This is a genomic window from Chitinophaga japonensis, from assembly GCF_007830125.1.
Taxonomy (GTDB): Bacteria; Bacteroidota; Bacteroidia; order Chitinophagales; family Chitinophagaceae; genus Chitinophaga; species Chitinophaga japonensis.
Genome location: NZ_VLLG01000004.1, coordinates 747,540 through 770,672 on the forward strand (window position 1 = coordinate 747,540; position 23,133 = coordinate 770,672).

Below are 23,133 nucleotides of genomic sequence, written 5' to 3' on the forward strand. Positions count from 1 at the left end.
GTTTGTGGAATTCATTTTGCTAAAGGCCCGCCACACTAAGGTGCAGCGGGTGTACCAGACAGTGTATACTCCAGTGTCCCCCCTTTTGTCAGTTGTTCAAACAGGATGGAATTGTCCCGAAGCGGTTTGCCGTTGAATGTGGGATGATGCAGGTAGATATTCGCAGCGCTGTTATTGTGCGTTACGATCTCCAACTGGTTCCCCTTGTAATATTTTTTATTAAGCCGGATGGTTACCCGGTCAAAAAGCGAGGAGGCGATCTGCATGGAAGGCCTGGCGGCAGCGCCGCCCTGTACATCAAAGAGGCCAATGGCGCCCAGCACGTACCAGGCCCCCAGTTGTCCCTGGTCCTCGTCCTGCCCATAGCCGTAGCCGTGAATACCTTCTGTGCCGTAGAACTCGTTGCAGATGGCCCGCACCCATTTCTGGGTAAGCCAGGGTTTGCCGGAATAATTGAACAGCCAGGGCATTTGCAGGCAGGGCTGGTTGCCCTGGTTGTAGGGCGCCTCCAGGCCGGAGAAGGCATCAATAGTAGTGCCGCCGCCAAATACCGTTTTTTGCGCTGCCGTGAAAATGCTGTCCAGCCTTTTATTGAACTCCTCCTTTCCCATTTTGCGGATCAGGCCCTGCGGGTCGTGCGGTACATAAAAGGAATACTGGCCGGCGTTCCCTTCCTGGAAACCGCGCCAGGGCTCTGCAGGCTTAAAGTTGCTCACGAAGCTGCCGTCGGCATAACGCGGACGCATATACCGGGTAGCGGTATCGAATAGCAGCTCCCATCCTTTGGAAAGGCGCAGGAGGGTCCTGTAATCATCTTTCCTGCCCAGCGCTTTTGCCCACTGCGCCACGGCAAATGCGCTGAAGGAATATTCCAGCGTGTGGGAGCTGGAGAAGCACCATTGCCCGGGGGGCGGATCGATATGATTGACATAGCCGTATTTCCTGAAACGCTCCACATCGTCCTTCCCTGCACCTTCCGGCCGGTGCTGGTAACCGATCTCGTTCTTCAGCGCAGCCGCATATCCTTTCCGGGTATCAAAATCACGGATGCCGTAATTGTAGGCGCCGGCAATCACCAGCCCCACGAAATTGGTGCCCACGCCGGACACATACCTGCTACAGGCAATGCCATCGCCCAGCCAGCCGGCATCGTCATACACCAGCAACTGGCTGCTGATGAAATCCGAATAATACTCGGGATAGGCCAGGGCCCATAAAGGCGTTAAATTCCAGTATGCGCCCCATACCGCGTCCGTATTGTAGTGGTTGTGCAGCGGGCGTCCCTGTTTATCCAGGGGTATGTTGCCAACGCCGCCCGTATTCTTCGGGTAGGCGCCATTCACATCGCTGGCCAGGCCGCGGCCCAGCAGGGCATGATACAGGCCGGTATAGAATTTTATCCGGTCTGCCCGCAAGCCCCCTTTCACAGTGATCCTGCCCAGGTATTCATTCCATTTCCCGTGCGTACGTTCGCGGGCCGCATCAAAGGTCATGGTCGCGGCTTCTCTTTGCAGGTTAAGGCGGGCGTTTTCGATGGAAGTATAGGAAAGCCCGATCTTCACCGTCACGGTTTCCTGCTCCCTGGTAGCAAAGGTCAGGTAAAGGCCGGCGCCTTTCCCGCTGATCTCCCGGCTGCCTGCGGTTTGACTGTCGCCGCGGAAAGTGCCGTAGCCCAGCGGCTGTTTATCCACCACGGCGGAAAAGAACATGGCTACTTCTGCGCCCGGCTGGTATTTTTGCACGTAGGCCGGCAATGTGATCACGTAGCCCTCTATACGCCCATCGGCGCTCATGTATACGCGGGCGTCCTTTACCTCACCGCTTTCGCCCTGCTTGTTGCCTATGTCAAAAAGGATATGGGAATTGTTGCCGGCAGGAAAAGTGTAACGCTGGAACGCTACTCTTTCCGTAGCTGTCAGCTCCGCCCTGATACCATATCGCTTCAGCAACACGGCATAATAGCCAGCAGTGGCCTTCTCGTGCTGATGATCAAAGGCAGAGCGGTAACCGGACAGCGAATCTTTCCGCTCGCCCGGTGTAGTGATCAGCGTACCGGTAGTAGGCATTAATGACACGCCGCCTACCTGGAATTCGTGAAAATTGGGAAACCCTTCAATACTGGTATGCCGGTAATCGTACCCCACTGCTTCCCACCCGTTGGGATTCCCTTCGTGCCCGTTGGTAGAGGGAGCCGGTTTGGCCATCCCGAAGGGAGCTGCGCCGGGCGTGAAATGGAACCAGCGGCAATGGGCCGTTCCTATTAAAGGATCTACGTATCTGGTAAGGTCTGCTGCATCCTGCGCACGAAGTCCCGTACCTGACAGGACGAGCAAGCAGCCCAATAACCATATCATTTTTTTCATAACCGTGCTGTTTATTTTTATTTTATGAAGGCCTTTACCACCTTCGCCATTTCCTTTCCTTCATTGATGATCCTGTAAGATCCTGCAGCGGCGGGGATGGCAAAGGTCTCCGCGTAGTTATAGCGCTGCCGGAAACCGTTGGCCGTTTCCACTATTACCGACTGTCCCTCCACCAGCATCAGCACATGGCATTTCCCGCCGGTGGTTACTTCCATGCTCTCCGCAAATTCCATCCGGTGCACGTCATAAAAGTGCTCGGGATGCGTGGGCAGGTGCAGGAGCCGCCAGTCAGGCCCTTTTTCCATCACCTCCTGCCTGGAAATAAGCTCTTCCTTCACCCGTTTGCCCTTTCGGCTGAAGTCCAGGTTCCTGAAAGCATGATCGATGTTAATGGGGCGCGGCCTGCCGTTGAGGTCCAGCCTCACCCAATCGTACATCTTGAAAGTAAAAATGTAGGGCGTAGCGCTGATCTCCAGCACCAGGTTGTTCTTGCCGGAACTATGCACCGTACCGTTGGGGATCAGGAAGAAATCATGCTTATGGGCGGGGTGCGACTGCACGTACCTGTCAATATCCACGGGCTTACCGGTGGCGGCGCTTTCTTCCAGCGCCTCCCGGAATGCCGCGGGATCATTATCCTCCTGGAAACCCAGGTACACCCGGGCGTCTTCCCTGCAATCGAGTATATAATAGGTTTCATCCTGGGTGATCGTTTCCCCGAATTGCTCCTGTATGTACTTTAACCGGGGATGGCACTGGATCGAAAGATTGCCGCCATCGAACGTATCCAGGAAATCGAATCGGATGGGGAATTCAATGCCAAAGCGCTGTGCATCTGCGCCCAGCACTTCCGCTGCATGTTCCATCATCAGCCAGTCAAACGCGATCTCCAGCAACCGGCCGTCGCTTTCAAACACGAGGCCGTTTTCCGGGACGATCATTTCAAAGGACCATGCATAGTTCACTTCCTCCTTGTTCAGGTGGCTGATCCGCTGCTTCATCCAGTGGCCCCCCCAGGCGCCGGCCTCGAACCAGGGCCGTACACGGAAGACGTTCCTGGAAATGAACTGCAGGCCTTCACTGATATCCCCGCGCCTGGCCCAGGTAACCTGGTCTTTCCACTGGCCGTCCGCGATGAGCGCTACTGCAGGCAATATCTCCTGCTTGTGCGCATTCAGCAGTACCCAGTCCACGAAGTAGAACCGCTTGTAGGTTTCCTGGTTATCGTCCCATTGCTGCTTGCCGATGTTATTGGCCGCGCGGGCGCGCATGCGGTATTGCAGCTCATTCTTGGGCAGATCCATGTATACGACCGGCGCCTGCAGGCCGGTAAGCGCCGCGCCTACCCCGATAATGATGTTGACGGCTTCCGGCACCACCTGTATATTGCGGAGCTTTTCGCCGTCAAAAAGATCCCGTAGGGTAATGGAGGCTCTTTTACCCCATACTGTTCCTTTCTCCCCGATGAAGGGCTGCACCAGCAATCCGATCTCTTCCTCCGGTTTCAGGAACGCCGCGGTGTATACCAGGTGTGCCTTTACCCCTGCTGCTGCCAGCTCTTTTTCCAGGGAGGCGCCTATATACTCCCAGTCATTACCAACATATCCGTCTACCAGCACAACCGGATGGTCTTTCATCCAGTTGGCCAGGCTGCCGTACCCGCAGCAGATCTTTCCATTGCCCAACTTCGTATATGGGTACATGTCATAGCTGCCTGCGGCGGGAGGCTGATACTGCGCCGTTGTAAGCGGCATCAAGGGTTGAGTCGTTTTTCTCCAGTTCATTATTGCTGTTCTTTTACTGTTGTATATAGCGCTGTTATGCCTGGCCGGCTGTTTTGCATACCCAGGCAGCGCCGGCCAGGGCAGACCGCTCGCCGCGGGAAGAGATCTGCACGCTGGCGCCCACCTCGTTTTCCAGCAGCCATTGTTGCAATGCGGGCAGGAAAAACGGGTGCGCCTTGCGGATATTCCCGCCGATCACCAGGCGCTGTGCCTGGAACTCACGCAACCAGGGCGACAATACTTCTCCCAATGCCATTCCCATTTCATGGAATAGCTGCAGTGCAATGGCATCCTGTTTTTCCGCCAGCTCACTGATCGCTTTTACATCCGGGAGGCTGCGGCCCGTGCGGGCCTGGTACTCGCTTATCAGCCAGCGAGAAGAGATATAATCTTCTGCAATGCCGTTCCTGTAGGGAAGATGGTAGATGTATCCCTCCGGGGGCACGCCTGCGCCCTGCTGCAGTATCCGGTTATCCTGCAGGAAGCTGCCGCCCAGGCCGGTGCCCAGTGTAACGGCCACCATGCGGGAGCAGCCGGCGCCCTCCCCCGCCCATGCCTCGCCCAGCGCAAAGCAGGAGGCGTCGTTCCCGAAGTATATGCTGCCCGGAAAGTCCAGGGCCTGTTTCAAAGCAGTACGGATGTTGGCGCCATACAACGCCTCGTACTTGGCCACTCCCTTTATCAGCGATACGCCGTTCGGGTAGTCGAAGGGGCCGGGCATGGCGATGCCGATAGCGGGTACGTTTACGGTAACCGCTTGGATGGCCCGGTCTATGGCGGAGGCCCAGCGCTGCAGTATTTCGCCGGCGCCGGCAGCGGCATTTACCGCCTGTTTCTGCACGGTATCCTCCAGCACTGCGCCGCTCTCCAGGTCCACCAGGGCGGCGGTAATATGTGAACCGCCTATGTCTGCTCCAACTACCAGTTCTTTGTCCATATGTTTGAACATATTTGAATTTAAATAAAAAAAGCCCTTTTCCCTGCGGGGCGGGAAAAAGGAAAACAGCCGGATCAGGCTTCTGATCTTATTTCAATAGAATATGTGAACTTGTCGGACCTGTAATATCCAACATTGTACTCCACCGGTCTGTCGCCGGGATCATATACAAAACGTTCCCTGAAAAGAATGGGACTCTTCGGATCTACCTGTAATTTCTTTGCCACCTTGCCCGCCATCAGCGCGCTGATATGCTCGCTGGAACGCACGACCACGATGCCGAATTTTTCCGACAACAGTTGGTAGAGCGGGCGGTTCAGGTCATCATTCTCCGTTAAGGTAATACGTGGATGGAAATAACTTTCAAAGTAAACGATCGGCTCCCCGTCCACCCCCTTCAACTTGCTGAGCTTGCACACGCTGGTACCGGGTGCTATATTGAAGAAGGCGGCGATCTTTTCACCGGCCTTTACATTTTCCAGCGTCAGCAACAGGTTGGACGTAACGATGCCGCGCTTCGACATCTCCTTTGTAAAGCTCTGCCAGTCATGCAGGCTGGTGGAGAGATGGTTCCGCACTACCTTGGTCCCCACTCCTTTTTTCCTTACCAGCAGCCCTTCATATTCCAGCTTGTTGGCGGCCTGCCGGATCGTATTCCGGGATACGCCAAGCCGGTTGGCCAGTTCTACCTCCTTTGGCAGGAAAGCGCCATTCTGGTACTCCGGCTGGCTGACCAGGTTCCGCAACAGCTCCTCTACCTGGATGTGCAGCGGCAATTTGCTTTTATGATTGATCTTTAAATCCATGTATGAATGTTCAAACATACAAACATTTCCCGGATTTCCAAATAGTGCCGGATTTATTTTACGGACCGCTCCCGGTAATGGCCTGCATACGAACCAAATGTGGGGCTTTTTGTTATAAGGGTAGGACCGTAAAGGAATTTTTAAAAAACAACCATGTCTTATGTTCGCACGCCGCTCTCTCCTGCTCGCCGGTCTCCTGCTTTCAGCCGCCGCGAAGGCACAACAGCCGGCAGATTCCCTTCCCCTTGCTGACCGGAACGGTTTCTGGAACAGCCAGCCTGTACGGATCAGTGCAGTGCCCCTGGGCTTCTTTGCCGCCAGCGCCCTCACCTGGGGAGAGCGGGCGGAAGTGCGTAAGTTCAGGAACCGCTATATTCCCACCTTCCGGCATCATTACGACGATTACCTGCAGTACCTGCCGGCTGTGACCGTATTTGGCCTGAATGCGGCCGGCGTTCGCGGGAGGCATACGGTTAAGCGGGCCTTTGTGTCCTATGCATTTTCCGCCGTGATCATGGGCGCGCTGGTAAATGCCATCAAGTACACCGCCAAGGTGGAACGGCCGGATGGCAGCTCCAATAATTCCTTCCCTTCCGGGCATACGGCCAATTCCTTCATGAATGCGAGCTTCCTGCATAAGGAATACGGGCAGTACCGCAGCCCCCTGTACAGCATAGGCGGCTACACCGCCGCTACGGCAACGGCTATTGGAAGACAGATGAACAACCGGCACTGGATATCCGATGTGCTGGCCGGGGCCGGCATCGGGATACTGTCTACCGAGCTGGGGTATATTATTGCCGACCAGCTATTTAAGGACAAAGGCGCCCGTCCCCTCCTGCACAAAGATCCCCTGCCGGTAAATAACAAACCCAGCTTCCTGGAGGTACGTATGGGCTTTGCCGTGGCCACCAGCAGGGACCTTACGCCCAAGGCAGACGACCTGTATGCCCGGACGGGGTTCAACCTGGGCGTGGAAGGCGCGTGGTTCTTTCACCGGAATATCGGCATCGGCGGGGAGTTTGCATTTACCAGCTTCCCCATCGATGATGACAATGTTAGCTTTGATGACCCGGACATTCCCGTTATCAGCACCGGCCATTATACACAACCCATGGGATTGCGCTACCTGCATGCCGGCCCATTTTTCAGCGTGCCCCTGCCGCGTAACTGGTTCATTACGGGGAAGGTGATCGCCGGCTCCTCCTCCGGCGCGCAGGGCGATATCATGCTGCAACTGAACGAGGAATACCAGGAAGTATTTGAAGCGCCCGAGCTCCCTTACCTGCGTTACAAGCCGGAGCGCGCCTTTAGCTGGTCTGCCGGATTGGGCATACAGAAACGGGTAGGCCGGAACCTGGGACTGAAAGTGTATGCCAGCTACTTCGACTCCGATCATGATTTTACGCTGGATATTCTTTCAGACATCGATACCAACGGGAAGTATGTATTCGAGCACCTGGGCACGGAAAAGGTGCGGTTTGACCACCTGGCGTTCGGCCTGGGCCTGACGGCTTTTTTATGGTAAAAACCGATGGCCATAACATGACGGCCATCGGTTTTTATTCCTCGTATATCATCAAAAAAGCTACCTGGTACAATCTGCCGACCAGGTCTGCCCATCCCGGGAAAAAGCAATGTTCAGGTTATCCTTGTTGATCGTGATCACCCCGGTGCCGGAAGCCCCGATATTGACCATCGTATTATCGTCCTTTTGTTCAAACTCAACCCCGGTGAGGTCCGGTATATTATCGGAGAACCGGAAGTCATAACGGCTGCCTACTTTTGTAACAAACACGCTCCCGTTTTCCTGGCTAATATTTGTTTCTCCATCAGTGTACCCTATTTCACCTTTAAAAGTGCCGGTAAAAATATCCGTATCCGCAGGGTCCGTATCCTTACTGCAGGAGACCAATAAAAATGTAGCCAGTAATGTCATGCTCAAAATGCTCGTGATCGATTTCATAAACTGTTTTTTTTATTGAACAATACTAAACCTGGAAATACAAAGGGTATACCAGAAAGGCAGCCATAACGTTGCAGGAAGTATGCATTTATTTGATTCCCAATCACAAGCAGCTCAGCCGTATCAACGTTTTGAGGGCCGCCATTTTTCTAACCGCCGGGATGCGCCAGTCATTTATCTGATTGCGGAAAAGTCACAAAGGGGGGAATATTGTTGAGAAATGTCCCCGTTGAGTTTGGAACAAAAAAAAATACCGTGCAGTAGGGAAAGGCATCCCTGCCACTATTGAAGTCTGCAGCAATAAGCTGGAAGAATATATCGAGGCAATAAAAAAATTAAATGATTATCCGCTTTCTTATACCTAATTTCTACCATCTCTGCGTCCTTAGCGCTTCCTGGCGATCTTTGCGTCCAAAAAATATTCCTGGGACGCAAAGCCCGCAAAGTAGCGCGGAGCGCAAAGCTATGCTGCGAACACCAACTCCTGGTATAAGAAAGCGGATAATCATTAAAAATTATAATAGCAACTACAAAGATGTTAGCTGTCCTTATTCTTGTCCTCATCCTTTTCCTTCTTCAGTCGCTCCTCCGCTTCCCGGTCTTCTTCCGGGTCCGGCATATCCTCTATGTTGGCGCTTTCCTTCAGGTATTTTTCCGCCTTTTCATCGAACATGCCTTTACCGGGCTCATTTTCCTGGCCCGGAGCAGGATTGCTGGCATTGCCGCCGCCGGGAGCGGGTCTGGGCGTATCTTCATGATCGTGTGCCATATGCATTGCTTTACAGGAAATGGCGGGAAAATTATGCCAAAACAACCCGGTGGCATGTTAGCCCCGGTCACTTTTCTTGAGAAAATACCCTAACGAAATGCCGAGGTAGCTGTTCTTTGCGGTAGGGTACCTATAGAAGCTGCCATCTGAGAAAGCGCCGTCTGAAGGAGACACATTCGTGAGTCCCAGGCTATAATTGATGTTAAAGAACAAGCCATTACGCAGTTCATAACCTGCTATAAGATTAAGCCCGGCGTCCAGTGGCCTGTAATAGTCGTATTTATTAAATGTTTCGGAGCTTGAATGCATTTCATTGCTGAACCTTACTTTTTGTTCAAAAGTATGAGTCTGCCCGTTGCTCCGGTACGTATGGACATATTTGCTTTTGCCACCCAGACCATAAGCAATATAAGGTCCTCCGCCGGCAACAAACTTTCCGGCGCCTAAAGTGAACTTATAGAGCACGTTCACTGGCAGCTCAAGGTATGTCATACGCACTTTCCCGGATGCATCTGAAATAAGATAATAAATGGTGCTATCCAGGTTGTGCGATGCCGTATAGCTGCCTTTTCTACTAACAAGCAACTGCGGCTGTAGGTAAAATCTGCCAGCCAGCGGTATATCTGCAACAATGCCTGCATGCCATAGCAGGAAGAACTTATTGTTTGCGCTGGAGCTTTCGTTTCCGACACGCTGTGTTGCGTTCCTGGCGCCGGCTAAAATTCCAAAGGAGGTTTGGGCATGGGTGGCTGAAAAATATAAGCTCAGCAAGGTTAACAGTATCATTTTTTTCATGGGCAATGAGGGTTTGCAGAGCAATATAAAAAGAAAATGCAGATAACCTGTCCGGACGCTGAAAGCCCTGTCAAAATTGTGTTTTCTTTAACTTTTAGCTGAAATGAAAATGAATATACAGACAGAAGGCGCGGTTGCCCGCGCCTTCTTTTCCGGGAGATACTACTCCCACCCATTTGTACATCTCTTACCGCTGGACGGGTGCCGCCGGCTGCAGGCTGTCACCAGGTACGCTGTCCGTATTTTCCGGTGCTTTTTCTATCAGCTCCATGAACTGGTCCAGCTTGGGCGTAATGATGATCTGCGTACGCCTGTTCCTGGCCTTCCCGGCTTCCGTATCATTGGAAGCAATGGGATTGTACTCGCCCCTGCCTCCTGCCGTCATCCTCTTTGGATCCACGCCATGATCGTTCTGCAGGGACTGCACCACGGAAGAAGCCCTCAAGGCGCTCAGGTCCCAGTTGTTGCGGATGTTCTTCTGCGAGATCGGGACATTGTCCGTATTGCCTTCTATCAACACATCGTACTCCCTGTAGTCCTTGATGATCTTAGCGATCTTGCTCAGCGTTTCACTGGCCCTGGGCAGGATCTCATAGCTGCCGGACTTGTACAGCATGTTATCGGAGAGCGATATGTATACCACGCCCTTCAGTACCTGTACGTCCACATCTCTCATTTCCTCCCGGCTCAATGAGCGTGTAAGGTTGTTAGTGAGTACCAGGTTCAGGGAATCGCTCTTGTTCTTGGTATTCACCAGGTGCTGGATGTACCGGTTGGAAGCATTGATCTCATCCACCAGTTTCGAGATGTTGACATTCCCTTCGCTGGTAGATTTAAGACACCTGTCCAGCGCCTCCTGCAGGGCAGCCAGGCTGGTACGCTGGGCGGCTATCTGCTCTTCCAGGCTTTGCACCCTGGCAGTAGCGCCGGAAAGATCCCTCCGGGCCGTCTGGTATTTACCGTCCAGCTCCCTGTTCTGGTTCGCCAGGTTATTATAACTGGATTGCAACTGGGCAAATTTCTTATTGCTTACACAACCGGTGCCTAAAATAACCATCATCAGCAAAGCTGATGATAAAAGATATGCTCTCATATATTGACTATTTAGTATAATTAGATGTACTACTGTAATACAATAACACCCCGTAGGAGCAAAGGTTGTGCCATCCGGGCAAGGCCGGAGAAAACACCTGCTAATTACCGGTTATAGAATGGTCTATACATAAGATAAAAACGCAAAACATACCGGCTGTCAACGGCCGTTGCTAGGGCATCCATCCCTCCCGTTTCAGTGTTCCGATCAGCCGCGGGTCATTCACCGATAAAGGCGGGATCCAGTAAGTACCGATCCTGGTACGGCGCCACCAAAGGCCCTGCGGATTACCGGGCTTTGCAAAGCTGTAGCGGTACAGCACAGCCCGGATGTAGCGCGGCGGCTTTCCCGGAAAGGGATTGCCGGCAAACAACCCCAAAGCACCGGGATCATTGTGCAGGAGCTTCCAGACGAGATGCAGTGTCCAGGGATATTCATCAGGGGTGGACATAGCGGCGAACCACATTTGCCAGTCCAATCGCAATTGGTACGGCGCCACCTGCGGCGGCCGCCTGTCCGTAGCAAGCGGCAGGCCCTTGTAGGGATATGCTATCCAACGGGCGCTGTCCCCGGGATGCTCGTCCATCGTGCCTTCAAATATCACGTTGAAACGTTCCCGCCCTACGGACCCGAACGCGCCATAGGTGTTTACCAGGTCAAGAGGATCGAAAGAAGCGTTCATGACCTGCCGGGAAGAGAGCAGGTTGGCAACAGGTTGTATGCTCAGCAATGCTACCATGGCCGCAACGACCCAGCTCGTGAGCTGCATGGGCGCAGACGGCACTGCGCGGCGCTCAGCCGCCGCCGCTATTTGCGCCAACCGGCGGGGCACCCGCTTTGACCACCAGCGGTCATCGAAGCAGGCCAGCACGGGAATGATGGTGAGCCAGTTAAGGAACGAGAGATTGCCGCTGAAGATCAGCGCTACCTGGAACAGGATGATCACCACCCCGGCGGCATACCGCGCCAAGCGCGGCCAGAAGACGAACCAGGGCGCTACCAGCTCGGCAAGGTGATTCAACCATACTCCTGCTTTGAGGACAAGGGGCGGCAGAAAATGGAAAAACCGGCTCAGCGGGCCGGGCAGCGGCTGGGTCTCGAAGTGATAGTACAAAGCCGTGCTGCTGCGCCATACATCCTCTCCCCGGAGCTTGATCAACCCGGAACCGAGCATGATACGGAAGGCCAGCCAGCGAAAAAGCACGATGATCAATACCGGCGGCGCACGCTTGGGGAAAGGGCGCATATCCAGCAAAGGGCAGAGAAAGATGGCGAGGAAGCCTGTTTCCAGCAACTGTATCTCCCATATATATCCATACCACTCCTGCCCTACATGTACGAAAGACATATACAGGAGCCAGAGCACCGCCAGCAACAGGGCATTGGCAAAACCTGCCAGCACCACGCAGGAAAGCAGGAACCCCGCCCAGGCAGCCGCCTGCAATGCGGCGTCGGAATGGAAGAACCAGAAAACGGAGGGCAGGCGCCTGAAACCGGCGCCGGTTGATCCGAACACATCGCTGACACGCTGCAGGTACAGCTCCACCGGCAAGAGCCCGCTTTCACCGATCAGCGGAACAGCCTGCCGGATGGCCACCAGGAAGGCCATGGCATAAACGCCGCCCAGCAGGCGAAGCATAAAGAAGCGCGTGAGCCAGTAGGTAGGACGGGCTTCCTCCATACCGGCAACATCCGGAGACCTGTTTTTCATCCCGTGTTACACTTTCAGTGCCCGTAAATTACTTATTCAGCGCCAACTACAAGACAAACTTTACGAAGAAGGATTGCAGCCCCTGTCAGTACCTGGTAAGTATCACAATGGTCTGCTCATTTATCTTCCCTTCTATCTGCTCCGTATTATCGGGCACCAGTCTTATTTTTCGTACAATCGTTCCCTTGGGGGCCATGAAACTGGCGCCTTTCACATTCCATCCCTGGGGCAGCACCACGGTATCCCATGCGTATGCCAGCGTGCGTTGCATTATATCAATTAAAAAACTGCAAAATATCAGTTTCTCACCCTCAGATGTGTTATGCTCTCTCCCTGAATTTCTTCGGCGATACGCCCATCACCAGTTTAAATGCCCGCGAAAAAATATAGGGGTCCGGGTAACCCATTTCGCCGGCGATCTCCTTTACGGTAAGCTGCGTTTCCTTCAGGAGCTGGCTGGCTTTCTGCATACGCAGGGAGGTGAACAACTGGATGGGCGAATACCGTGTTTTCTCCTTGAACAGGGCAGACAGGTAGGAGGCGGAAAGGCCCGTTTCCCGCGACAGGTCGGCCAGCGCCAGGTGCTGGTCCAGCCGCTGCTTCATCAACTGTATGCATTGCTCTATGATATTGTCTGCGCCCTTTTTCATGTAATTGAAGACGGTGAGCCGGAACGTGCCCAGGAAGCTGTAGAAGCGGAAATTGGCATACAGCAGGTTCTCAATATTGTTCATCAGGTCAAGATGATGCAGGATATCGTCAAATTGCGCATTACGTCCCACCAGCGGCGGAATGGTGCGCGGTTTCATTCCCTTGCCCAGGTAGGTAAAAATATCATCTGCCAGCCTGCCGGAAAACTGTACGGTATAAATGCGCCAGGGCGTCTTCGGGTCCGGCCAGGAACGGAAGCGCGTATTTTTCGGGATCACCAGGTACTGGCTGGGTAGTATCCTGTTCTTTCTTTTGCCGGCTTCCAGCCATCCCTTTCCCTGTGTAACATATAGCAGGGTATATACCGGTGCCCCCCTGAGCTCGCTGATCTCCCGCACAGTATTTTCAGGATAGAACCCGATGGCTGTTATAAAAAGGTTCCTTCCAAGCGGATGCTTTTCCAGCTTGCGTTTCAGGTGGTCTGGCAGTATCCGGGTAATGGGAGCAGTAACAGAAGGTTGACTCATGATCACAGTAATTTAAGCCATTCTTTTCATAATTGAAAACATTGTTTCATCCGCAAAAATTGGCAACCTTCGCAAAAGACGGGGCTTGTCCCTGTGCTTTGTCCACGTTTGAAAATCTGAGAACTGATATGCACCAATTGCCTGTAATTGACCTGGCTGTAATTGCTATTTACCTGTTGGGAATGCTCCTTATCGGGGTACGGTTTTCGCGAAAGAATAAAAGTGCGGCGCAGTTCACCACCGCGTCGGGAACGATTCCCGGCTGGGCATTGGGGCTTTCGTTATACGCTACATTTCTGAGTAGCAATACCTTCCTGGGCGTGCCGGGGAAGGCTTTCGGCAGCAACTGGAATGCGTTTGTATTCAGCTTGTCCATGCCGCTGGCTGCATTTATTGCGGCAAAATATTTTGTGCCGTTTTACCGCAAGAGCGGGGCGGTAAGCGCCTATACGCACCTGGAGCAGCGCTTTGGCCCCTGGGCCCGGACCTACTCTACGGTGTGCTTTATCATGATGCAACTGGCGCGGATGGGGTCCATCTTCTTTGGAGCGGCGCTGGCCCTGCAGGCGCTCACCGGGCTGGAAATGCGTACCATCATCTGCGTTACAGGGGTATGCATTATTATATATACGGTATTGGGCGGTATGGAGGCGGTGATCTGGACAGAGGTGCTGCAGGGCATTGTAAAAACTACCGGGGCGGTGGTGATCCTCTGCCTGGTGATTGCCGGCATGAATAACGGCGCGGCGGATATTTTCCGCATCGGCCTGGCCGACGGAAAATTTTCGCCCGGCAGTTTCAGCCTGCGTGATTTCAGCCATTCCACATTCTGGGTGGTGTTTCTATACGGGTTCTTTATTAACTTGAATAATTTCGGCATGGACCAGAACTATGTACAGCGTTACCATACCGCCAGGTCGGAAAAGGAAGCCTCCCGCAGCATCTGGCTTTGCGTATACTGGTATGTGCCGGTGAGCATGGTGTTCTTTTTTATTGGCACGGCATTATACGCTTATGCGCAGCAGCACCCGGAAGTGCTGCTGGCCGTGAAGCAGCAGGCGGCGGCAGAGCGGAATGTGCCGGTATCCATGCTGCAGCCGGCGGACTATGGCGACAAGGTGCTGCCCTGGTTTATGGTGACACGGGTGCCTTCCGGATTGATGGGCCTGATCGTTGCCGCCATTTTATCCGCCGCCATGAGCACGGTCAGCAGCGGTATGAACAGCACCGCCACCGTGTTCCTGAAAGATATTTACCAGCGTTATATTGACGCCGGCGTCACTCCCAAAAAGGAAATGAAAGTGCTGTATACCGCTTCCACGCTCATCGGCCTGCTGGCCATTGGAGCCGGTATTTCCATGATAGGCGTGGGCAGCCTCCTGGACATGTGGTGGGAGCTGTCCGGCATCTTTGCCGGGGGCATGCTGGGATTGTTTCTCCTGGGGATGGTGTCCGGTATCAAAAATGCGGCGGCTGTAACCGCCACCATTATCGGCATCCTGGTCATTATCTGGATGTCCCTGTCCAAGTACCTGCCCCCGGAATGGGTGCATATGCGCAGCCATTTACACGCGCATATGGCCATCGTGGTGGGCACCCTGGCCATATTCCTGGCGGGCATGGTGCTTACGCAGGTGCAACGCCTAAAAACTTCGCGACTATAAAAACCGTTGTTATGGAAAAGAAATTTGTACCGGTGATGATCACCCCCTTTAACCTGAAAGCGCAGATCGACCTGGAGATGGTGGAGCAATTGATCGACTTCTATCTTGAGGCCGGTGTGAAGGGCTTCTTTGCCAATTGCCTGTCATCCGAGATGTACAGCATCAGCGAGGACGAACGGCTGGCGCTCACCCGCCACGTGGTCCGCTACGTGAATGGCCGGGCGCCCGTGGTGGCTACCGGGTCTTTCGGCCTTACCATAAAGGATAAAGCGCTGTTCACGCAGCAGATCTATGATACAGGCGTGGACTCCGTGATTATGATCACCGGGCATTTTGCCAATATAGACGACCCCGACAGCACGCTGCTGCAGCATTTTGAGGAACTGTTCTCCCTCACCGGCAATATTCCCCTGGGATTATACGAATGCCCGGCGCCTTACAAACGCATTATTACACCGGAGATCCTGAGAACGTTGTTGTCCACCAACCGGCTGATCTACCATAAGGATACTTCCTGCAACGTGGAGCAGGTACGGGCCAAGCTGGCCGTTACTGCCGGCAGCCGGCTGGAGTTCTATGACGCGCATACGCCCAATGCAGTAGCCTCCATGCAGATGGGCGCGGCAGGCATGTCCTCCATTTCCGGGAATTTTTATCCCGAGATACTGGTATGGCTGTGCAACCATGTGAATGATGAAAGCCGGCAGGAAGACGTGCGCTGGATACAATCCGAGTTGCAAAGAGTAGACCCGCTGATCCATATTGCTTACCCGCTGAGCGCAAAATACTTCCTCCAGTTACGCGGCATCCCCGTGCGCACCATCAGCCGTGCGCATGCACTGGAGCTGACCCCGGAACAGAAGCAGACCCTCCGGCAGATATACCAGGATTTCAGGGGATGGTGCGAGCGGCTGCAGATACGGACAGCGGCGGTCCCCATCGCCTAACGGAAAACATAGCATAGCAGGAACCGCATGGGAATTTGCATTACTGCCCGGTCTTTCCTATCTTTTACGGGCATAATACAATACAGGAAGCATTCCCATTAGAAATAACTTTGCTATGCTCAAAATTCCACTGAAAAACCAGGCACCGCTGCGTCATTTAAAAAATTCCCATCCTGTTCTTATCCTCGTCGCCTGGCTCTGTTGCGGCATTTCACCGGCTTTTTCGCAAAACAAACCCAACGTGGTGATCTTCATTGCCGACGACCTGAACCAGCAGGATATCGGTTGCTATGGCAACAGTGATGTCAGCACCCCCAACATGGACCGGCTGGCGGCGGAAGGGATGCGGTTTAACCGCGCCTATGCGGCTACTCCCATGTGCGCGCCTTCCAGGAGCGTGATGTTCACCGGGCTATACCCTTTCCGCAATGGCTCGCAAATGAATCATTTCACGGTAAGGCCACATACCAGGAACCTGCCACAGTTCCTGCAGCAGTTGGGTTACCGGGTGGTGATCTCCGGTAAAACCGATGTGTTCCCGCTTCATAATTTTCCCTTTGAGAAAATTGGCAAAGCGTTCGGGCAATACTTCCCGGTAGCAAACCGGCTGGACCGCAAAAAAGAGACCGTGCAAATGATCGGGCAACATTTTAAAGAACGCCCGGAACAACCGATCTGCCTCATCGTAGCGCCCTGGGTGCCGCATGTGCCCTGGTTCCCGAACAGGGATTTTGATCCCGGGAAACTGAAAGTGCCCGATTACCTGGCGGATACCAAAGCAACCCGCAAAGCGCTGGCCGCCTACTACCAGAGTATTGGAGCGGCGGATAAGATGCTGGGAGAGGTGCTGCAGGCGGTAGACAAGGCCGGTCAAAAAAATAATACGGTGGTGATGTGCATATCAGACCAGGGAGCGCAGTTCCCCTCGGCAAAATGGTCTGCATACGACCAGGGTTTAAGAGTGCCGCTGATTGTCAGGTGGCCGGGAAAAGTGGCGGCCGGCTCCGTCTCGGATGCGCTGGTGTCGCTGGTAGACCTTACCCCTACCCTGGTAGACCTGGGAGGCGGGAAAGAAGTAGAGGGGCTGGATGGCCGGTCATTTAAAGAGGTACTGTTAAATAAAACGAAAGCACATCACTCGTACATTTTTGCGGAAACCTCCATGGAACCGCATTTCTGGTATAATTATACGCCTGCCCGGACGATCATTACCGCCGATGGCTTCCATTATATCAGGAACTATCATCCCGGCGCCCGCTTTATTACGCATATAGATAAGGTGGAACAGAATGAATTCTATTTTGACTCCTGGGTAGCGGCAGCCGAAACCGACCCCAGGGCCAGGATGCTGCTGCACCGTTACAGCTATCACCCGCCGGAAGAGCTCTTTGACCTGAATACGGACCGCAATGAGTTCAATAACCTGGCGGCCGACCCGGCTTACCACAGTAAAGTGAAGGAGCTGGAAGCGCTGCTGGACAAGGAACTGCAACGGCAGGGCGAAACGGATGCAATGATACTGGAAGGGCCGTTGCCGCAGTTCTTTGACCAGGGCTATGCGATCCGGCAAAATATGGGCGCCTCCAGTCTTTCCTTCAATAAAAAGCGATGGAACCCGGACACGCTTATTATAACGGCTTACCTGGACGGCATGGATAAAGGAGGCGTGGTGTGCGACTATTTCAATAACTTTAAACTGTACGCCTACCAGCACCAGGTAGGGCTGGTGCTGGCAAACGGCGCAACGGTAACCAGCCGGCCGTTACAGGCAGACCAGGGACATTTAATTTTCCGCCTGTCCAGGGAAGGCGACCTGGAGATCCGGCTTAACCGGCAGGTGATCCTGAAAGAAACATTACAGGGCGACCTGACAAAGATCAAAGGCGGATATGTGACCTGCGGCAAGATCCAGGGAGAGGAACTGGCAGGTAAGCTGCAACCATACGAAGGAAAGATCACCGACCTGCGGTTTACGATGAATGAATTATCAAGAATGCCCTAAGAATAGATTTTAACTATTAAAATATAGAATCAATTGATTTTAACTATATCCCCAAAATCCTAATTTTATGCTCCTGCACAGATTCCAGGTGTAGGTAATCGTTCACTCAATACCATAAACTTATACAACATGGGAAAAGAATCAAATGACATCAGTAAATGCCCCTTCCACAACGGCAGCCTGAAGCAGAATGTTGGCGGCGGCGGCACCAGGAACCGTGACTGGTGGCCCAACCAGCTAAAGCTGAATATCCTGCGACAGCACTCCTCTCTCTCCAACCCAATGGAGGAAGATTTCAACTATGTGGAAGCTTTTAAAAGCCTCGACCTGGAAGCAGTGAAAAAAGACCTGCATGCCCTCATGACCGACTCACAGGACTGGTGGCCGGCAGACTTCGGGCATTATGGCCCCTTGTTCATCCGCATGGCATGGCATAGCGCGGGCACCTACCGCGTGGGAGATGGCCGTGGCGGCGCCGGCTCCGGCCAGCAACGTTTCGCCCCGCTGAATAGCTGGCCCGATAACGTAAGCCTCGATAAGGCCCGCAGGCTGCTCTGGCCTATCAAACAGAAATACGGCCGCAAAATTTCATGGGCAGACCTGATGATCCTTACCGGCAATGTGGCGCTGGAATCAATGGGTTTCAAGACATTTGGCTTTGCCGGCGGACGTGAAGACAAATGGGAAGCGGATGAAGATGTGTATTGGGGTGCAGAAACCACCTGGCTGGGCGGCGACCTGCGTTACGCTCATGGCTCCGAGGGAGTGCCGAAGGAACATGGCGTAGTTTCATCAGATGATGATGCTGACGGTCATATCCACTCTCGCAACCTGGAAAAACCGCTGGCTGCCGTGCAAATGGGGCTGATCTATGTGAACCCCGAAGGCCCGGACGGAAACCCCGACCCTATTGCTGCCGCTAAAGATATCCGCGATACTTTTGGCCGCATGGCCATGAACGATGAGGAGACCGTAGCCCTGATAGCCGGCGGGCATAGCTTCGGCAAGACCCATGGCGCTGCTCCTGCCACCCATGTAGGCAAGGAGCCGGAAGCGGCCGGCCTGGAACAGCAGGGCCTGGGCTGGAGCAACAGCTATGGCTCCGGTAAAGGCGCCGACACCATTACCAGCGGACTGGAAGTAATATGGACGAAAACACCCACCCAATGGAGCAATAATTTCTTCGAAAACCTGTTCGGTTTTGAATGGGAATTGACCAAAAGCCCCGCCGGCGCGCACCAGTGGGTAGCGAAAGATGCGGAAGGCATTATCCCGGATGCGTATGATCCTTCCAAAAAACATCGCCCCACCATGCTTACCACCGACCTGTCTTTAAGACTGGACCCGGGGTTTGAGAAAATATCCAGGCGCTTCCTGGAAGATCCCGATGCATTTGCAGATGCTTTTGCCCGGGCATGGTTTAAATTAACGCACCGCGATATGGGGCCGCGTGCGCGCTACCTGGGCCCGGACGTACCGGGGGAAGAACTGCTCTGGCAGGATCCGATTCCTGCTGTGGACCATGTATTGATAGATGAAACGGACATTGCCGCCCTGAAGGCAAAAGTACTGGCAGCCGGCCTGAGCGTGTCCGAGCTGGTTTCTACGGCATGGGCCTCCGCTTCTACCTTCCGCGGCTCCGACAAACGCGGTGGCGCCAATGGCGCCCGCATCCGGCTGGCGCCTCAAAAAGACTGGCCGGTAAATAACCCGGCCCAGTTGCAAAAGGTATTGAATGTATTAGCAGGCATTCAAAAGGAATTCAATGATGCACAGTCAGGCGGTAAAAAGGTGTCCCTGGCAGACCTGATCGTGCTGGCCGGTTGCGCTGGCGTTGAAAAGGCGGCGAAAGATGCCGGGCATGCCGTTACCGTTCCCTTTACACCCGGCCGCATGGATGCATCGCAGGAACAGACCGACGTGGAGTCTGTAGGCTACCTGGAGCCACTGGCTGACGGTTTCCGCAACTACCGCAGGTCCGGCCTCCCCGTGTCTACCGAAGCATTGCTGATAGACAAAGCGCAGTTGCTCACGCTTTCCGCGCCTGAGCTGACCGTGCTGCTAGGCGGCATGCGTGTGTTGAACACCAATTTTGATGGTTCCAGGCATGGCGTTTTCACCACACGCCCGGGCCAGCTTACGAATGATTTCTTTGTCAACCTGCTTGATATGGGCACAGCGTGGAAAGCCATCACCGAGGACAAGGAACTGTATGAAGGCAGCGACCGCGCCACCGGCGCCATCAAATGGATAGGCACCCGTGCGGACCTCGTGTTTGGCTCCAATGCAGAGCTGAGGGCGATTGCAGAAGTGTACGGCAGCACCGATGGCCAGGATAAATTCGTGAAAGACTTTGTAGCGGCCTGGAATAAAGTGATGAACCTGGACAGGTTTGACCTGGTTTGATGGTAAGATTTAGCCAACGATAGCATACGGGAAGCCTGTAAACAGGCCACCGCAAAGGGCACCGGTATCCGGTGCCCTTTTTGCGCTGCTACAGCACCTCCACATACCCTTCCGTTCCATGCACGCGGATCCTTTGCCCGTCTTTTATCAGTTTGGTGGCATTCTCCACTCCTACGATCGCCGGTAAGCCGTATTCCCGCGCAATCACGGCGCCATGGGTCATCAGCCCGCCTACTTCGGTCACCAGGCCCTTTATCGACAGGAACAAAGGGGTCCAGCTCGGATCGGTAAAGGAGGTGACCAGTATGTCCCCCTCTTCCAGGTCGGCGTCCTCCATGTTCAGGATCACACGTGCCCTGCCTTCTATAACGCCGGCAGAAACAGGCAGCCCCGCAATCGCCCCCTCCGGCAGGTCTTCCCGTTTATACTTCCCCGTAATGATCTCACCGTCGGAGGTGATCACACGCGGCGGAGCCAGCTTTTCATATGATTTGAATGCATCCTTTCGTTGCCTGATAACCTGCTCATCCAGTTTGCCGCTGCGGAGCACTTCCCGCAGCTCTTCAAAATTCAGGTAGTATATATCCTCTTTGTCTTGCATAACGCCCGCTTGTACAAGTTGCGCGGCTTCCTTCAGTAAAGCCTGCTTGTAAATGAAGTAACGGCTGACAATCTCGTACTTGGGATATTCACGGTACCCCACCAGGTTCCGGACCAGGTCGATCATCCGTTTTGTATCTTTCGCTTTTTGCTCGCCATCCGGCAATTGCTTCAGCCGCGCTAACAGCTCCTGTTCCTTTTTCAGGGCCTCCTGCCGCCCCAGCTCAAATTTCTGCCGGCTGGCGCCAGGCGCCTGGTTTTTAATATTACCGAGGATCAGGGGAATGAGGGTAGCCGGCTTTTCGCTCCAGCGGGGCTTGGTAATATCAATTTCCCCGGCGCATCGCATCCCGTACTTGCCGAGATAAGTATAGATAGCGTCCCGGGCTTCCTGCCCGCCTTTAAACTTCGGCAGCTCCTCCAGGAAGTCATCATCTTTTACATGCTGTAAATACGCGATTATATCCGGGTAAGGACGGATCACATCCGCCACATCCAATAGGGCCAGCCCCATTTCCGAAGTAATATTATGGGGCACAGATTGAGAAAACGTATCTGCAACGCTCTTTTCACCTAACCATTCGCTCATTTTCTCATTGATCCAGGATGCGGCATTCATCCCGGTCATGATCACGCCCAGACTCCGCGGATCAGATTGCCGGGGATTGCCTTCCAGGATAAAATCGACCAGGGCCGGTCCTGATTTCGTTTGAATGTCACGCTTTAACTCCGATATGGATGCCTGGCTGCGTTGTATCAATTCATCAACGATTGACGGGTCGTAATCATTCAATGCCTGGAAGTCCGCATGCGGGGCGCCTTTATTGCCTTTGCCTGCGGCCGGCTCTTTTTCATCAACGGGTAACGATGGTATAAAATCTTCCCGCTCCAGGACGGTCGTCAGTGCGTCCCGGATAAGCGGATCAGATTTTCCCAGGACATTGATTATCATATTCCTGCCCGCAGGTGACGCCAGCTCCGGCGCAACATCTACAAACAATCTTCCGCCGGCTGTATACATGGACCGGGCGGCTGTTAACTGCCATACAGCAATTCCCAGCGGTTTCATGGGATCGGTCATCATTTGTTGATGGCCCACAGATACAAACACGTGGTTCTCCTGGTCATTTGTTTCAGGGATGGGGTATAAAGTGGTGATAGGCCGGCTCTGGACAATATAGAACGTACCATCCGCGAGGCACCATTCGATATCCTGCGGCTGGCCAAAATGAGCTTCGATCTTCCTGCCAATGCGGGCAAGCTGCAGTATCTGCTCATCCGTCAGCGCCTGCCGCTGCTGCCACTCCTGCGCAATCGCCTGTTCCTCCGTTCCGCCCCCTTCCAGGGCATATACAGCTCTTTGCTTGGCGGATACCTGCTTACCGATGATCCCGCCGTTACGTACCTTGTAGTTGTCTGCATTCACCAGGCCGCACACCAGGGCCTCGCCAAGACCAAAGCTGGCGTCAATGGACAGGACTTTCCTGTTGGAGGTCACCGGGTCTGCGGTAAACATGATCCCTGCTACCTCCGGGAAGATCATTTGCTGCACAACAACCGAGAGGTAGACCTTGTGATGATCGAAACCGTTTTGCATGCGGTATACCACCGCCCTGTCCGTATACAGCGACGCCCAGCATTTGCTGATATGCTGCAGCACGGCCTCCCTGCCGATAATGTTCAGGTACGTATCCTGCTGGCCCGCAAAGGATGCAGTCGGCAGGTCCTCCGCCGTAGCGCTGGACCGCACCGCGAAAGCAGTTTGCTCACCAAACTTTGCGAGGTAAGCGCCCACCGCTTCCGCTATGTTCCCGGAAATGGGTATTTGTTCGATGGTTGTACGGATCTTTGTACAGGTTTCACTAATGCCTTTCCTGTTATCCGCTTTCAGCGCGGCCAACTGGTCCAGCAGAGCATTCAACACTTCACTGTTCCCGGTGATCACCTTATATGCTTCCGTAGTAACGCAAAAGCCCCCGGGCACCTGCACCCCCTCAATCCGGGACAATTCCCCCAGGTTAGCGCCTTTGCCTCCTGCCAATGGCAGTTTTGTTCTATCGGTTTCCTGGAAACCTAATGTGTAAGTGCGCATGTTTTTATTTTTTAGTGATG

Annotated in this window: 17 protein-coding genes; 5 read left to right on the plus strand and 12 right to left on the minus strand. The window is 53.8% G+C overall.

Annotated features, from left to right (window positions below):
* Positions 1 to 35 precede the first annotated feature (35 nt).
* The 4 genes from LX66_RS20185 to LX66_RS20200 form a co-directional block, all read right to left on the minus strand.
* Positions 36 to 2,363, minus strand: coding sequence for a GH92 family glycosyl hydrolase (locus LX66_RS20185; RefSeq protein WP_145716914.1), 2,328 nt, complete (start codon positions 2,361 to 2,363; stop codon positions 36 to 38).
* 17 nt (positions 2,364 to 2,380) lie between these two features.
* On the minus strand, positions 2,381 to 4,147 hold the full coding sequence (locus LX66_RS20190; protein WP_145716916.1) for a class I mannose-6-phosphate isomerase: 1,767 nt from the start codon (positions 4,145 to 4,147) through the stop codon (positions 2,381 to 2,383).
* A gap of 34 nt (positions 4,148 to 4,181) precedes the next feature.
* Positions 4,182 to 5,084, minus strand: coding sequence for an ROK family protein (locus LX66_RS20195; RefSeq protein ID WP_158642691.1), 903 nt, complete (start codon positions 5,082 to 5,084; stop codon positions 4,182 to 4,184).
* Positions 5,085 to 5,158: 74 nt separating this feature from the next.
* Complete coding sequence (locus tag LX66_RS20200; protein ID WP_145716919.1) at positions 5,159 to 5,890, minus strand: GntR family transcriptional regulator; 732 nt, start codon at positions 5,888 to 5,890, stop codon at positions 5,159 to 5,161.
* Positions 5,891 to 6,050: 160 nt separating this feature from the next.
* Between LX66_RS20200 and LX66_RS20205 the strand changes: the two genes are divergently transcribed.
* Entirely contained in the window at positions 6,051 to 7,418 is a 1,368-nt protein-coding gene (locus LX66_RS20205) for a phosphatase PAP2 family protein (protein WP_145716921.1), read from the plus strand.
* Positions 7,419 to 7,478: 60 nt separating this feature from the next.
* Here LX66_RS20205 and LX66_RS20210 read toward each other — a convergent pair whose 3' ends face one another.
* From LX66_RS20210 to LX66_RS20240, 7 genes are all read right to left on the minus strand, one after another.
* Positions 7,479 to 7,856, minus strand: a complete 378-nt coding sequence (locus LX66_RS20210; protein WP_145716923.1) for a hypothetical protein — start codon at positions 7,854 to 7,856, stop codon at positions 7,479 to 7,481.
* Between the two features lie 538 nt (positions 7,857 to 8,394).
* On the minus strand, positions 8,395 to 8,625 hold the full coding sequence (locus LX66_RS20215; RefSeq protein WP_145716925.1) for a hypothetical protein: 231 nt from the start codon (positions 8,623 to 8,625) through the stop codon (positions 8,395 to 8,397).
* A gap of 57 nt (positions 8,626 to 8,682) precedes the next feature.
* Positions 8,683 to 9,420: a porin family protein gene (locus LX66_RS20220; protein WP_145716927.1), complete on the minus strand. Its 738-nt coding sequence runs from the start codon at positions 9,418 to 9,420 to the stop codon at positions 8,683 to 8,685.
* Between the two features lie 187 nt (positions 9,421 to 9,607).
* Complete coding sequence (locus tag LX66_RS20225; protein WP_145716929.1) at positions 9,608 to 10,513, minus strand: OmpA family protein; 906 nt, start codon at positions 10,511 to 10,513, stop codon at positions 9,608 to 9,610.
* Between the two features lie 172 nt (positions 10,514 to 10,685).
* Positions 10,686 to 12,224: a lipase maturation factor family protein gene (locus tag LX66_RS20230; protein ID WP_145716931.1), complete on the minus strand. Its 1,539-nt coding sequence runs from the start codon at positions 12,222 to 12,224 to the stop codon at positions 10,686 to 10,688.
* Between the two features lie 85 nt (positions 12,225 to 12,309).
* Positions 12,310 to 12,495, minus strand: coding sequence for a PhnA domain-containing protein (locus LX66_RS20235; RefSeq protein ID WP_244620468.1), 186 nt, complete (start codon positions 12,493 to 12,495; stop codon positions 12,310 to 12,312).
* Between the two features lie 49 nt (positions 12,496 to 12,544).
* The gene (locus LX66_RS20240) at positions 12,545 to 13,402 is read right to left on the minus strand and encodes an AraC family transcriptional regulator (RefSeq protein ID WP_145716933.1); all 858 of its coding nucleotides are present in this window, start codon (positions 13,400 to 13,402) and stop codon (positions 12,545 to 12,547) included.
* A gap of 128 nt (positions 13,403 to 13,530) precedes the next feature.
* Between LX66_RS20240 and LX66_RS20245 the strand changes: the two genes are divergently transcribed.
* The 4 genes from LX66_RS20245 (at position 13,531) to katG (ending at position 20,421) form a co-directional block, all read left to right on the plus strand.
* Positions 13,531 to 15,066, plus strand: a complete 1,536-nt coding sequence (locus LX66_RS20245) for a sodium:solute symporter (RefSeq protein ID WP_145716935.1) — start codon at positions 13,531 to 13,533, stop codon at positions 15,064 to 15,066.
* Between the two features lie 11 nt (positions 15,067 to 15,077).
* Positions 15,078 to 16,013 (plus strand): dihydrodipicolinate synthase family protein, encoded by a 936-nt coding sequence (locus LX66_RS20250; RefSeq protein ID WP_145716937.1) that lies wholly within the window; start codon positions 15,078 to 15,080, stop codon positions 16,011 to 16,013.
* A 115-nt stretch (positions 16,014 to 16,128) separates the two neighbouring features.
* Positions 16,129 to 18,015: a sulfatase family protein gene (locus LX66_RS20255; protein WP_145716939.1), complete on the plus strand. Its 1,887-nt coding sequence runs from the start codon at positions 16,129 to 16,131 to the stop codon at positions 18,013 to 18,015.
* A gap of 129 nt (positions 18,016 to 18,144) precedes the next feature.
* Entirely contained in the window at positions 18,145 to 20,421 is a 2,277-nt protein-coding gene (gene katG / locus LX66_RS20260) for a catalase/peroxidase HPI (protein ID WP_145716941.1), read from the plus strand.
* Between the two features lie 88 nt (positions 20,422 to 20,509).
* Here the strand turns inward: katG and ppsA are convergent, their stop codons facing one another.
* Positions 20,510 to 23,113: a phosphoenolpyruvate synthase gene (ppsA, locus tag LX66_RS20265; protein WP_145716943.1), complete on the minus strand. Its 2,604-nt coding sequence runs from the start codon at positions 23,111 to 23,113 to the stop codon at positions 20,510 to 20,512.
* Positions 23,114 to 23,133 lie beyond the last annotated feature (20 nt).